General features: G+C 60.6%; 8 protein-coding genes and 1 pseudogene. 7 read left to right on the top strand and 2 right to left on the bottom strand.

Features of this window, described 5'->3' with window-relative positions:
- Positions 1-409: 409 nt before the first annotated feature.
- A pseudogene (locus ACQRAJ_RS07395) lies at positions 410-730 on the top strand (family 1 glycosylhydrolase); the annotation flags it as partial.
- Between the two features lie 31 nt (positions 731-761).
- Positions 762-2210, top strand: a complete 1449-nt coding sequence (locus ACQRAJ_RS07390) for a PTS transporter subunit EIIC (protein ID WP_427748201.1) — start codon at positions 762-764, stop codon at positions 2208-2210.
- 252 nt (positions 2211-2462) lie between these two features.
- On the opposite strand, the gene rlmD is transcribed toward ACQRAJ_RS07390, so the two are convergent.
- Both rlmD and ppk1 read right to left on the bottom strand, forming a co-directional pair.
- Positions 2463-3791 (bottom strand): 23S rRNA (uracil(1939)-C(5))-methyltransferase RlmD, encoded by a 1329-nt coding sequence (gene rlmD, locus ACQRAJ_RS07385; RefSeq protein ID WP_427748199.1) that lies wholly within the window; start codon positions 3789-3791, stop codon positions 2463-2465.
- An 86-nt stretch (positions 3792-3877) separates the two neighbouring features.
- Positions 3878-6385 (bottom strand): polyphosphate kinase 1, encoded by a 2508-nt coding sequence (ppk1, locus tag ACQRAJ_RS07380; RefSeq protein ID WP_427748197.1) that lies wholly within the window; start codon positions 6383-6385, stop codon positions 3878-3880.
- Between the two features lie 556 nt (positions 6386-6941).
- Between ppk1 and arcA (ACQRAJ_RS07375) the strand changes: the two genes are divergently transcribed.
- The 5 genes from arcA (ACQRAJ_RS07375) to ACQRAJ_RS07355 all read left to right on the top strand — a co-directional run bounded on the left by arcA (ACQRAJ_RS07375) (position 6942) and on the right by ACQRAJ_RS07355 (position 14119).
- Positions 6942-8183: an arginine deiminase gene (gene arcA / locus ACQRAJ_RS07375; RefSeq protein WP_427719164.1), complete on the top strand. Its 1242-nt coding sequence runs from the start codon at positions 6942-6944 to the stop codon at positions 8181-8183.
- Positions 8184-8446: 263 nt separating this feature from the next.
- Positions 8447-9571, top strand: a complete 1125-nt coding sequence (locus tag ACQRAJ_RS07370; RefSeq protein ID WP_427748196.1) for an aminotransferase — start codon at positions 8447-8449, stop codon at positions 9569-9571.
- A 580-nt stretch (positions 9572-10151) separates the two neighbouring features.
- Positions 10152-11393 (top strand): arginine deiminase, encoded by a 1242-nt coding sequence (gene arcA, locus ACQRAJ_RS07365; RefSeq protein WP_427748195.1) that lies wholly within the window; start codon positions 10152-10154, stop codon positions 11391-11393.
- 104 nt (positions 11394-11497) lie between these two features.
- Positions 11498-12493 carry an ornithine carbamoyltransferase gene (argF, locus tag ACQRAJ_RS07360; protein WP_154515223.1) on the top strand — a complete coding sequence of 332 codons (996 nt, stop codon included), beginning with the start codon at positions 11498-11500 and terminating at the stop codon, positions 12491-12493.
- 138 nt (positions 12494-12631) lie between these two features.
- Positions 12632-14119, top strand: coding sequence for a YfcC family protein (locus ACQRAJ_RS07355; RefSeq protein ID WP_370450555.1), 1488 nt, complete (start codon positions 12632-12634; stop codon positions 14117-14119).
- The last annotated feature ends 353 nt before the right edge of the window (positions 14120-14472 follow it).

The following is a 14472-nucleotide window of genomic DNA, read 5'->3' as shown; positions in this document are numbered from 1 at the left end:
GCTGCCCGCCCCGGTGGCGCTCACGCTCCTCTTCCAGTTCACGTGGCTGGGGCTCCTGTGGCAGACCGTCATGACGCGCCGACCGCCGAGGGCCCTCCAAGTGGTCTCCGCCCTGGTCATCGTCTTCGGAACGGTGTTCGCCAGCGGCGTTTACAAGACCGGCATCGCCGGGTACGACCCCGTGGCCCTGCTCTGCGCGCTGGGGGCGGCCGTGTCCTGCTCCCTCTTTGTCACCCTCTCCGGCAAGGTCGAGGCCCCCTGCTCGTCCGAGCAGCGTGGCGTCATCGTATGCGCGGGCTCCGTGGTCATGTCGCTCACGGTGTGCCCGGACTACGTCGTCTCGGGCGTCCTCGTCCAGGGCATCCTGACCTTTGCCGTCATCGCCGGCTTCTTTGGCATGCTCTGCCCGGTCCTGCTCAACGGCCTCGGCGCCTATGACGAGGTGCTTCCCGACGGCACGATCGAGGACGACTACCGTATCGCCTACCTGCGCGAGCACATCGAGGCCATGCGCGACGCCATCGAGCAGGACGGCGTCGAGATGCTCGGCTACACCACCTGGGGGCCGATCGACCTCGTGAGCGCGGGCTCCGGCGAGATGGAGAAGCGCTACGGCTTCATCTACGTGGACCGCGACAACCTGGGCAACGGCACGCTCGAGCGCAGGCGCAAGAAGAGCTTCTATTGGTACCGACAGGCCATCGCCACCAACGGAGGCGACCTGGGCTAGCCGCCCGGGCAATATCACTAAGGAGAAAATAATGGCTGAAAAATACGACGATCTGGCCAGATCCATACTCGAGAACGTAGGCGGCGCCGAGAGCGTCGCCAGCGTCGCGCACTGCATCACGCGCGTGCGCTTCAAGCTCAAGGACGAGTCCCGCGCCAACACGGCCAAGATCGAGGCCCTCAAGGGCGTCATCCAGGTCATCCAAGCCAACGGCCAGTACCAGGTGGTCGTGGGTAACATCGTCGAGGACGTCTACGACGCGGTCCTGGAGGCCGGTAACTTCTCGGGCGGCGCAAGCGCCGACGACGAGCCCCAGGGCGATAAGACCGTTGCCTCCGTCATCATCGACCTCATCTCTGGCATCTTCCAGCCCATTCTGGGACCGCTTGCCGCCGCAGGCATCATGAAGGGACTGCTTGCCCTCATCACCTACTTCGTCCCGGCCTTTGCAAACGACGGCCTCTACACGCTGCTCTACACCGTGGCTGACGGCTTCTTCTACTTCCTTCCCGTCGCCCTGGCGTTCAGTGCCGCGCGCAAGTTCCGCATGAACGAGTTCACCGGCGTGGCAATCGGCGTGGCGCTCCTCTACCCGACGATGGTCGCCCTGACCTCGGGCGAGGCGCTCGGCAGCATCGACCTCGGCGTGGCCGGCACGTTCTCGTGGTACGCCACCGCCCTCGGGGTCCCCATCATCATGCCCGTGTCCGGCTACGTGAGCTCGGTGATTCCCGTCCTTCTCATGGTGTGGTTCGGCTCTATCATTGAGCGCTGGCTCAAGAGCTGGATGCCGGCTGCGCTCAAGATGTTCCTCGTCCCGCTCGCCACGATGACGGTCTCCATCGTCTTGGGCTACCTCGTCATCGGCCCGGTGGCCACCCTCATCACCAACCTGCTGAGCGCGGCGTTCTCGTTTATCTTCCAGCTTCCCGTGGTTGGTTCCGTCTTGGGCAGCGCCCTGGTCGGCGGACTGTGGATGTGCCTCGTCATCTTTGGCTTCCACTGGAGCCTCATCCCCATCTCCATCATGAACCTGAACACCCTCGGCCACGACAGCGTGCTCGCCGCCACCATCGGCCACGGGTTCGCGCTCGGAGCGGTCATCTTTGCCATGTATCTTAGAAACAAGGACGAGCGCTTCCGCGGCATCGCCCTTCCCGCGATGATCTCCGCCTTCTTCTTCGGCGTCACCGAGCCGGGCATCTACGGTATCGCCCTCCCCAACAAGCGCGCGTTCGTCGTGGCATGCCTGAGCTCCGCCGTGGGCGGCGCCATCGTGGGAATGACGGGCGCCCTCATGTACATCTCGGGTGGCCTCGGTGCCTTCAACCTGCTCAACTTCATCGACGGGACCCCTGGTGGCGCCGGAATCTCCCACATGATCTTCGCGATCATCGCCTCGCTCGTCTCTGCCGTCCTGGCCTTCGTCATCGAGTTCATCACCTACCGGCCCAACGACGACGAGGAAGGCGCCTGCTAGCTTGGGCCCTTCTCGACCAGCTCTATGTAGTTGAGGGCAGTTGAGGTGGGTGAGGGCCGAGGGCGGTCGAGGCGGCCGCCCTCGGTCCGGGACAACCTGCCAGAAGGCGTTTAGCTTTCTCGGGTGGCAGTTCAATGTCCAAGAAATGGGGGGCGGTTTAATTTCGGGACGGGGATTAAATAATCATTCGGAACAAATTTATTTTTATCCCCGTCCCAGAAAAATCATCGGGTGTGGTCTTGGGCAAACAGTCTAGTTGCGCTTGAGATGGGCGACGGTTTCGCAGTGGAAGGTTTGCGGGAACAGGTCGACCGGCGTGATCTTGACGGGGGAGAAGGTGCCTTCCTCGACAAAGCGCTTAAGATCGCGTGCCAAAGTCGCCGGATCACAGCTCACGTAGGCCACGTCGCGGGCGCTCGTGCTGGCGATGAGGTCGATTGCCTCGGGTGCCAGACCTGCACGCGGCGGGTCGACCACCAGGACATCGGCATCCTGGTCGGGGAACTCGCGCACGGCATCGCCGCCGATGACATCGACGTTATCGAGCTTGTTGATCTCGAGGTTGCGGCGCAGGTCGCGCACGGCCGGGCCGTAGGCCTCGACGGCGGCAACAAAATCACAGCGGCGGGCGAGCGGCAGGGTAAAGGTGCCGGCGCCGCAGTACAGGTCCATGGCAAGCTCGTCTTCTTGCGGGTCGAGCGCCTCCATGACAAGCTCGATCAAAATCTCGGCGCCCTTGGTGTTGACCTGGAAAAACGATGGGGCAGAAAGGCGCATCTGGCCGTCGGCGATGTTCTCGGTCCAGGAGCCCTCGCCGGCGAGCATCTCCACCTTGGAGACGCGGCGGGCCTTCTTCTCTCCCTTGCTCATGACGCGCACTACGCTCGTGGGGCGAGCGGCGTCTGCCAACACGCGCGAGACCTGCGAGCGCGGGAAGGAGCCCGTGGGCGTCCAAAGTGCGACCTCGAGTGCCTTGGTGCGACGCGAAGCGCGAATGCCCACGCGCTCCAGACCCAGATCGTGACTGCCGCTCAGATAGTTGAGCGCGCCGACGACCGATTTGAGCGCCTTGGGAAAACGCTTATCGAACAGCGGGCACGAATCTACGGTGACGATCTTGCTGGGATCGACGCCGTGCATGCCAAGGCGAACGCGGCCGTTAACGAGGGTGGGCTCCAGCTCAATCTTGTTGCGGTAGCCCCAGTCGTCCTTGGTGTGGCGGATGGGCTGGACAAGATCGTTGACCTGCTCGGGGGCGAACTTGCCAATGCGCTCGAGCGTGGAGCGCAGGTTTTGCTCTTTGGCGGCAAGCTGCGCGGTGCGCGAGAGATTGCCCCACGAACAACCGCCGCAGACGCCCACGAAGGGGCAGGGGGGCTGAATGCGATCGGGGCCCGGCTCCAGAATCTCGGTCGTGCGGGCGCGCATAAACGACTTGCCGTCCTGCACGATCTCGGCCTCGACGGTGTCGCCTGCCACGGCGCCCTGCACAAAGACGGCCTTGCCGTTGTCGGCGTGCGCCAGTCCGTCGGCGCCGTAGGTCATCGATTCTATGGTGAGCTTCATGTTCCTGCCTGTCATTCGCGGTATTGTTCGCAACCATGGTAGCAGTGAAAAGCGCCCCGTATTTGGGGTATTCCTCAAATACGGGGCGCTTCTACAAACGTCTATTTCGTCTTGCCGGTAATGAGCGTCTTAAGGCCTAGGCCGATCAGGCCCAGTCCCATGCGCACGCGACCGGGGCGATGGCGCTCGATGGCCTTGGTCTTGCCGGTGGGCTTATCGCGACGGGCGTTCGGTTCGTGTGCGGGCTTGGTGACCTGCGGCTCGGGCCGAGGTACAGGTGTGGGCTTGGGCTCAATGACGGTCGCCTGGACCTTCTGAACCTCGGGCGCTTTCTCCACGGCGGGCTCTGCGGCAGCCTCGGGCTCTTTCACCGGGGGAGAGGCAACTGCTTCCGGCTCGACAGTGGGCTCGACAACTGCCTCGCGCTCAACCTCGGCCTGAATAGCCTCTTCGGCCACACGTTCCTTCTCACGCGCGCGCTGCTGCGCGGCGGCCTCGGCGTTGCGATAGGCACGCTCCAGCAGAGCTTCCTGCGAGTTGAAGGGCTTCTCGCCTTCTTTGCGCTCCACGGGAATCCAGGTGCCGTCACTCGTCAGACTGCGTGCCTTCACGTTGTCGCGCAGCTGCATGCCCATGTACTCGTGCACCTGGGCGCGGCAGGTGGGGTCGAGCACGGGGAAGGCGATCTCCACGCGGTGCTCGGTGTTGCGCGTCATCATGTCTGCCGAGCTCAGGTAGATCATATCCGAGTCCACGCCAAAGGCATAGACGCGCGCATGCTCCAAAAAGCGTCCGACGATGGAGCGCACGTGCACGTTCTCGGTCTTGCCCGGAACACCGGGCTTGAGGCACGAGATACCGCGGATGATCATGTCCACGCGCACACCGGCACACGATGCCTCGGCGATCTTGTCGATGACCTCGCGGTCGGTAAGCGAGTTGAGCTTAAAGAACACGCGGGCGGGCTCGCCGACAAGGGCACGCTGAATCTCGCGGTCCAGGCCGCGCATGATGAGCGGCTTGAGGCCCACGGGCGCCACGCCCAGGAAGCGGTAGTCGCCGCGCAGGTTGCCCAGCGACAGGTTGCGGAAGAACAGGTTGGCGTCCTCGCCGATGCCGGGATGCGCGGTCATGAGCATAAAGTCGCTGTAGAGCTTGGCCGTCTTCTCGTTAAAGTTGCCGGTACCCAAAAGCGTCAGACGGGTAAGCGCCATGCCCTCGCGATAGGTGAGCTGGCAGATCTTGGAATGGCATTTAAAGCCCTCGGAGCCGTAGATAACGGTGCAGCCGGCTTCTTCCAGCCGCTCGGCCCATTCGATGTTGTTTTGCTCGTCAAAGCGGGCGCGGAGCTCCATGAGCACTGTAACCTCTTTGCCGTTTTCGGCAGCATCGATGAGCGACTCGCACAGGCGGCTTTGTTTGGCCACGCGGTAGAGCGTGATGCGAAGCGAGATGCACTCGGGGTCGTAGGCTGCTTCGTGCACCAGGTCCAAGAACGGATTCATGGTCTCGTAAGGGTAAAAGAGCAGCTTGTCGTGCTGCAGCACCTGATCGCGGATGGAGCGGGTCATATCGATGGTGGGGTTGGGCTGCGGCCTAAACGGCGTAAAGAGCAACTCGTTTCGTAGATGCTCGGGTATTTTGCCCTCAATGCCAAAGACATAGCCCAGGTTGAGCGGGATATCGCAGGTAAAAACCGAGCGGCGCGAAAGCTCGAGCGCTTTGCGGATGGTCTTGAGCGTTGGCTTTTCGAGCGAACCCGATACGGCGAGCACCACCGGCTGCAGGCGCAGGCGCTTCTTGAGGATGCGCTTCATGTGCTGGCGGTAATCCTCTTCCTCCTCGACGCCCTCGCCGTCCGGATCGATGTCGGCGTTGCGGGTGACGCGGATGAGCGCGCGGTCGAGCGGCTTATAGGAGCCGAAGCAGCTGTCCAGGCAGGCGAGGATGACGTCCTCGAGCAGAATGTAGGAGTAGGTGCCGGTGGGCGAGGGGATTTCGACCACGCGGTTCATCGAGGCGGGAATCTCGATAAGGCCCAGCAGGCTCTCCTCGTCGGTGATGCCGTCCAGGCCACAAGCCAGATAGAGCGCGCCGTTGCGCAGGTTGGGGAAGGGATGGCGCGGATCGATGACCAGCGGCGAGATGACCGGTGATACGTAGGCCTGGAAGTAGCGGGTTACAAAGGTATGTTCCTCGGGCGTAAGCGAATCGATGCGGGCGCGGTGAACGCCCAGAGTGTCGAGCTTGTCCTCGATGCTCTTAAAGATCGACTCCCAGCGGGTAAGGAGCCCGGGCAGCTCTGCCATGACAGCATCGACCTGTTCGGAGGCGGTCATATTGCTCTTGTTGTCGACGGGCTGTTTTTTGAGCTCTGCCAGATCGGACAAGCCGCCCACGCGCACCATGAGAAACTCGTCGAGGTTTGACTCGAAGATCGAGACGAACTTAAGGCGCTCGAACAGTGGCACAGACTCATCGAAGGCTTCGTCGAGTACGCGGTTATCAAAGCGCAGCCAGCTAAGCTCTCGATTTTGCGTATACGAGAAATCGCGCGGTTTCTTGCGCAGCTTGGCGGCGTTCTGCTTCTTTTCGATTTTGCTCGGCATATGCATCTGTCCGTTCAGTCCCCAAAGGGACGGTAGCCTAACACTGTTTGCTATTGTCTCAATTTAGTCGACCTATGGCGCGGACGTATCGCGCGAACGGTATCTTTACCTACTTATTACGCTGACGATCCGAAGCACTAACGTCCGGTGCTTTGAACAAGCGATCTATATCCTCACTCAACTGGTGAGAATGTATGAATAAGAATGATAGCAAGCTGAATATAATCGAATTTAGGTCGAATCGAGGACAAGCGTCATTTATATGCAGAAAACCGTTTTCACTATGCAATTTTGAATCATGGATAACTTTGAGTGTTCAATCTTGATTTCCTAGAAAAATAACGTTTACCTAGGAAAATCTGCTTTACGAAACTGAAGTGCATCATGGGAAATCATATGCGATATACCGTTCATCGTACTTTGTTGACCGTTCGGGGGCGAGGTAGAATTGCGGGTGGAAATTGGATATAACTAGAGCTGTCAGCAAGCAGCGCTCCATACGGAGGGGCGCTAACGAATCGGCCCTGACAAGGGTCCGAAAGAAAGGTAGGAGGCCATGACGAAAGGTCTGCACGTGCCTTCCGAGATCGGCAAGCTCAGGAAGGTCTGCCTGCACCGTCCCGGCGACGAGCTCCTCAACCTGCCGCCCGACGAGCTCGAGCGGCTCCTGTTCGACGACGTCCCGTTCCTGGAGGTCGCGCAGCAGGAGCACGACACCTTCGCCCAGATCCTGAGGGACCAGGGCGTCGAGGTGCTCTACCTCGAGAACCTCGTCGCCGAGGTGTTCGACCAGGTCCCCGGCGCCCGCGACGAGTTCACCGACCAGTACATCGCCGAGGCCGGCATCCGCGGGAAGCACATGCCGCAGATCGTCCGCGAGAAGCTGGACTCCATCGAGGACAACCTCGAGTTCGTCAAGAAGACCATGGCCGGCATGACCAAGGCCGAGATCGAGATGCCCCTCACGGCCTCCACGACCCTCGACTCCCTGGTCAACTCCGAGTCCGAGTCCGACCTGATCATCGACCCGATGCCCAACCTCTACTTCACCCGCGACCCGTTCGCGGTCGTCGGCGAGGGCGTCAACCTCAACCGCATGTACTCGGTCACCCGCAACCGCGAGACCCTGTACGGCAAGTACGTCTTCAAGTACCACCCCGACTACAAGGACGTCTCCCTGTACTTCCGCCGCGACTGCCAGTTCCACACCGAGGGCGGCGACGTGCTGAACATCAACGAGAAGACCCTCGCCGTCGGCATCTCCCAGCGCACCCAGGCCGCCGCTATCGACGTCATGGCCCAGAACATCTTCTGGAACTCCGACTCCAAGGTCGAGCGCATCCTGGCCTTCGACATCCCGGTCTCGCGCGCCTTCATGCACCTCGACACGGTCTTCACCCAGATCGACGTCGATAAGTTCACGATCCACCCCGCCATCATGGGCACCCTGCGCGTCTACGAGCTGACCGCCGGCAAGAACCCGGGCGACGTGAACATCCGCCTGATCGAGGACACCCTCGAGCACGTCCTGGAGGACGCCACCGGCGTCGACCAGGTCAAGCTGATCCCCTGCGGCGGCGGCGACCCGATCGCGGCCTCCCGCGAGCAGTGGAACGACGGCTCCAACACCCTGTGCGTCGAGCCCGGCAAGATTTGCGTCTACGCCCGCAACACCGTCACCAACGACGTGCTGTACAAGGAGGGCCTGGACCTTCTCGTCGTGCCCTCCGCCGAGCTCTCCCGCGGCCGTGGCGGCCCGCGCTGCATGAGCATGCCCTTCTGGCGCGAGGACCTCTAAGGTTTTCAAAGATCCGTACGGGTCTTAAAACAAACATCTAGCTGCCATTAGATGTCTCCCATTGGGGCGGTGCGGATCTTTCGCACCGCCCCATTCTTGTTTAATGAATCTTAATTAACATCAGATAAGGTGGCCCATATGACTAGGGGCAGTCACGTTGATACCCCCCCAACGGTGTCGGCTTCTTTGCCTTTTGGGCATCATCTCGATTCCCATGACCTTTGCCGGCATCACCCCCGTGTTCTAGCGATTGGAGCCTAACCATGGATATCAAGACGATCGGCGTTGAGGAGTGGCTTAACGTTTGGGAGAAGAGCGCCACGTGGGATATCGCCCAGTCGACGATCTCCTCGCTTACCATGGGCGAGCTGCGCGCGCTCGACGAGCAGGACGGCGCCACATTCTACGAGCGCCTGGATCGCGAGAAGATGAACTACGGCTGGATCGAGGGTTCACCGGAGTTTAAGGCTGAGGTCGCCAAGCTCTATCGTCGCGAGGTCAATCCCGATCACATTCTGCAGACCAACGGCTGCACGGGTGCCAACCTCAACGCCATCATGGCCGTGGTCGAGCCCGGCGATCATGTCATCGCCGAGTGGCCTACCTATGCGCCGCTCTACGAGATCCCGCGTTCGCTCGGCGCCGAGGTCGAGTATTGGGAGCTTCGCGAGGAGCTCGGATGGAAACCCGATATCGAGGAACTCAAGCGCCTTGTTCGCCCCAACACGAAACTCATCTGCATCAATAACGCATCGAACCCCATCGGTTCGGTGCTTGATGCCGATACGCTCGGTCAGATTGCCGAGATTGCCCGTTCGGTGGGCGCCTACGTGCTGTGTGACGAGGTGTATCTGCCGCTCGAGAACACCGAGTCCTTTATGTCGATGGCCGACGTGTATGAGAAGGCCATTGTCACCAACTCGGTGTCTAAGACCTATTCGACGCCTGCAGCCCGCGTGGGTTGGGTCGTGGCCGACGAAGAGGTGTCCAATCGCATCCGCACCTATCGCGATTACACCATGATCTGCGGCGGCGTGTTCAACGATGCCCTGGCGACCTATGTGCTTGAGCACAAGGACAAGATTCTCGAGCGCAACCGCAGGATCGTGTCTGGCAATCGCGATATCGCGCAGGCTTGGATCGATACGCAACATCGCGTTTCCTGGACGGCCCCGCAGGGCGTGTCTACCTCGTTTATCCAGCTTGATATTCCCGAGGACGACGAGGAGTTCTGCAAGCGCCTGTTGTCCGAGAGGGGAGTGCTGCTGGTGCCCGGCAGCCGTTTTGAGCTTCCCTGCGGCGCACGCCTGGGCTACTGCGCGAGCGAAAATGTTCTTCGCGAGGGCTTGAGGCTTCTGGGCGAGGCACTGGCCGAGTTCGATCGCTAATCCCTTGAGGCCCGCGAAGGCCTAAACCTTACTTGGCCCTAGGTGTACCGAATGCAGACCCGCTCCCTTTTGGGGAGCGGGTCTGTATGTCTTTGCCGCCGGAAAAGTCAAGTTGTTACAAATGGAGACGCAAGATCGATCGGGTATTCGACGGACCTTATACTAAGCTTCCGGTGAACGGTATCCAACGTCTGGTAAACGGTAATCTGTTTGCTAAAAATGAATAGGACAAACTTTTTTATGAATAAAAATCAAAATGGTTGAGAGACAGCAAGAATTGCGAATTCTATTCATATCGTTGCACGAAATATGCAATCTGAGGGTGGTTTAATAAAGTTTAGTTCCATTTGATTTTTGGATTGAAAACGCGTTTAAGCACGTAAATACACTTTATTAAGATGAAGTGTGCCATGCGTGAAGTATATGTGTATGCCGTTCACCCCCTATAAAAAACCGTTCGGGGGCAAGGTGGAAGTATGGGTTGATTTTGGATATAAATATGTCGTCAGCAATAACGCCTCACACGGAGGGGCGCTAACGAATCGGCCCTGACAAGGGCCCGAAAGAAAGGTAGGAGGCCATGACGAAAGGTCTGCACGTGCCTTCCGAGATCGGCAAGCTCAGGAAGGTCTGCCTGCACCGTCCCGGCGACGAGCTCCTCAACCTGCCGCCCGACGAGCTCGAGCGGCTCCTGTTCGACGACGTCCCGTTCCTGGAGGTCGCGCAGCAGGAGCACGACACCTTCGCCCAGATCCTGAGGGACCAGGGCGTCGAGGTGCTCTACCTCGAGAACCTCGTCGCCGAGGTGTTCGACCAGGTCCCCGGCGCCCGCGACGACTTCACCGACCAGTACATCGCCGAGGCCGGCATCCGCGGGAAGCACATGCCGCAGATCGTCCGCGAGAAGCTGGACTCCATCGAGGACAACCTCGAGTTCGTCAAGAAGACCATGGCCGGCATGACCAAGGCCGAGATCGAGATGCCCCTCACGGCCTCCACGACCCTCGACTCCCTGGTCAACTCCGAGTCCGAGTCCGACCTGATCATCGACCCGATGCCCAACCTCTACTTCACCCGCGACCCGTTCGCGGTCGTCGGCGAGGGCGTCAACCTCAACCGCATGTACTCGGTCACCCGCAACCGCGAGACCCTGTACGGCAAGTACGTCTTCAAGTACCACCCCGACTACAAGGACGTCTCCCTGTACTTCCGCCGCGACTGCCAGTTCCACACCGAGGGCGGCGACGTGCTGAACATCAACGAGAAGACCCTCGCCGTCGGCATCTCCCAGCGCACCCAGGCCGCCGCTATCGACGTCATGGCCCAGAACATCTTCTGGAACTCCGACTCCAAGGTCGAGCGCATCCTGGCCTTCGACATCCCGGTCTCGCGCGCCTTCATGCACCTCGACACGGTCTTCACCCAGATCGACGTCGATAAGTTCACGATCCACCCCGCCATCATGGGCACCCTGCGCGTCTACGAGCTGACCGCCGGCAAGAACCCGGGCGACGTGAACATCCGCCTGATCGAGGACACCCTCGAGCACGTCCTGGAGGACGCCACCGGCGTCGACCAGGTCAAGCTGATCCCCTGCGGCGGCGGCGACCCGATCGCGGCCTCCCGCGAGCAGTGGAACGACGGCTCCAACACCCTGTGCGTCGAGCCCGGCAAGATCTGCGTCTACGCCCGCAACACCGTCACCAACGACGTGCTGTACAAGGAGGGCCTGGACCTTCTCGTCGTGCCCTCCGCCGAGCTCTCCCGCGGCCGTGGCGGCCCGCGCTGCATGAGCATGCCCTTCTGGCGCGAGGACCTCTAAGTCTTTCCGTTTCCGGTGCGGTCCCCCTACAACCGCACCGGTTTTGCCCGTCAAACGGGCAACACGAATACTTGCGTAATTCATTTTTCGAAAGGAAACGAACCATGGGTGTTAACCTCTCCGGCCGTAGCTTCCTCAAGCTCCTCGACCTCACCACCGAGGAGATCGAGTACCTGCTCAAGCTCTCCAAGAACTTCAAGGACATGAAGCGCGCTGGCGTTCCGCATCGCTATCTCGAGGGCAAGAACATCGTTCTGCTCTTCCAGAAGACCTCCACTCGTACCCGCTGCGCCTTCGAGGTCGGCGGCATGGATCTGGGCATGGGCGTCACCTACCTCGATCCGGGTTCGTCGCAGATGGGCAAGAAGGAGTCCATCGAGGACACCGCCCGCGTTCTCGGCCGCATGTATGACGGCATCGAGTTCCGTGGTTTTGCCCAGGACGACGTCGAGGAGCTCGCCGCTAAGTCCGGCGTGCCCGTGTGGAACGGCCTGACCACTGAGTGGCATCCCACCCAGATGCTCGCCGACATCCTGACCGTCCAGGAGAACTTCAACTACGACATCAAGGGCAAGACCCTCGTCTTCATGGGCGACTGCAAGAACAACGTTGCTCGCTCCCTCATGGTTGTCTGCTCCAAGCTCGGCATGAATTTCGTGGCCTGTGGCCCCGAGGAGTGCATGCCCGCTGACGACGTCATCGAGGCCTGCAAGCCCATCGCCGAGGCTAACGACTGCACCATCAAGCTGACCACCGACGTCAAGGACGGCGTCACCGGTGCCGACGTTATCTACACCGACGTGTGGGTCTCCATGGGCGAGCCTGACGAGGTCTGGGCCGAGCGCATCGCTCAGCTCACCCCGTATCGTGTCACCTCCGAGGTCATGGCTATGGCCAACCCGGGTGCCATCTTCCTGCACTGCCTGCCCAGCTTCCACGACACCAACACCACGATTGGCGCCGAGAAGTGCGAGCAGTTCGGCATTACCGAGCAGGAGGTCACCGACGAGGTCTTCGAGAGCCCCGCTTCCAAGGTTTTCGACGAGGCCGAGAACCGCATGCACACCATCAAGGCTGTCATGTACGCAACGCTCAAGTAAGAGCCTTTAAGCATTTCGCTCGGGGTGTATTGCTGCACACCCCGAGCGGTTTGTCTGGTAAATATCTTGCGTCGGGCGGTGGGCACGGCACGGAAGATCCGCTTCGCGCGAGAAAGTTAATTGATTTATGAAGGGGGGATGAGAACTATGACTGAGACCGCTAAGAAAAAGCGCGGTATGCCTTCATCGTTCACCATTCTTCTAGCTCTGCTGGCAATTGTTGCAGTGATTACCGTTATCGTCTCCGGCACGTCCGGCGGCGCTGTTACTGCAGCCCGCCTGAGCGATTTCTGCACCGCCCCGATTCTGGGCTTCGCTGACGCTCTGCCCGTCTGCCTCTTCGTTATGATCCTCGGCGGCTTCCTCGGTATGATGACCGAGACCGGCGCCCTGGACAACGGCATTGCCGTTCTGGTGCAGAAGCTTAAGGGCAACGAGATCATGCTCGTTCCTGTCCTTATGCTCATCTTCTCCCTCGGTGGTACCACCTATGGTATGTGCGAGGAGACCGTTCCCTTCTACGCCCTGCTCGCCGCTACCATGATGGCTGCCGGCTTCGACCCCATGGTCGGCGCTGCTACCGTCCTGCTCGGCGCTGGCTGCGGCTGCCTGGGCTCCACGGTTAACCCGTTCGCCGTCGGCGCTGCCGTCGACGCTCTGACCGGCGTTGGCATTGAGGTCAACCAGTCCATCATCATCGGCCTCGGTGCCGTCCTGTGGATTGTTACCACGGCCATTTCCATCTTCTTCGTCATGGGCTATGCCAAGAAGGTCAAGGCTGACAAGGGTTCCACCATCCTGTCGATGCAGGAGCTCAAGGACGCCGAAGAGGCTCACGGCAAGGCTGCTTCCGAGGTTAACAAGGAGGTCAAGCTCACCGGTCGTCAGAAGGGTGTTCTGATCGCCTTTGCCTTCACCTTCGTCGTCATGATCGTCGGCTTCATTCCGCTGGCCGACCTCAACGAGGGCGTTGCCAACTTCTTTGACGCTGGCGCTGTCTACGATGCCGACGGTAACACCGTCGTCCAGGGCTGGTCTGCCCTGATCACCGGCCTGCCCATTGGCCAGTGGTACTTCGACGAGGCTTCCACCTGGTTCTTCCTCATGGCTATCCTGATCGGTATCATCGGTGGCCTGTCCGAGAAGCAGATCGTTAACACCTTCATCACCGGCGCTGCCGACATGATGTCCGTTGTTCTCGTCATCGCCCTCGCCCGTGGCATCTCCGTCCTCATGGCCAACACCGGTCTCGACGTCTACGTCCTCGACGCTGCCGCCAGTGCCCTGGCTGGTCTGTCCGGCGTGATCTTCGCTCCCATGAGCTTCCTGGTCTACTTCGGCCTGTCCTTCCTGATCCCCTCGACCTCTGGTATGGCTACCGTCTCCATGCCCATCATGGGACCGCTGGCTGTTAAGCTCGGCTTCTCGCCCGAGGTCATGGTCATGATCTTCTCCGCCGCCATCGGTGTCGTGAACCTGTTCACCCCGACCTCCGGTGCCATCATGGGCGGTCTCGCCCTGGCCAAGATCGAGTGGACGACCTGGCTCAAGTTTGCCCTTAAGCTCATCGTCGTTCTCTCCGTCGTCTGCGCCATCATCCTGACCGTCGCCTGCGTGTTGATCTAAGTACCCAACGGGTGCCCCACGGAAACCTTGACGATCCTGTAGAGGATCACTTGGTCATCGTCTGTCCGGTGGGGTCAACCCACCGGTAGACTCCTACCTTTAGCCCCCTCCCGTTCCGTGCGCGGGAGGGGGCGCTCTTGTGTTCCGGCGTTTTACCAAACGCCGGAACCGGCCGACGCTGCAAGCCCGCCAGAGCGGCAATCTGACGTTCAATCGTCGGGCATGGCCAAAAGGCCTATGCCCTCCTCTTTCACGTCACCTTGCTCGCTCTGGCGGGCTTTCGCTGACTTATGCTCAACCTGCGACGTTTCCCTTGCTGGTGCAGGGGAAGTGCGTTTGGGGCAGCTAATTTG

The organism is Collinsella sp. SGI.184, from assembly GCF_050313415.1.
In the GTDB taxonomy this organism is placed as follows: Bacteria; Actinomycetota; Coriobacteriia; order Coriobacteriales; family Coriobacteriaceae; genus Collinsella.
The sequence above is the reverse complement of the archived record's forward strand: the minus strand, read 5'-3'. Positions and strand labels throughout refer to the sequence as shown.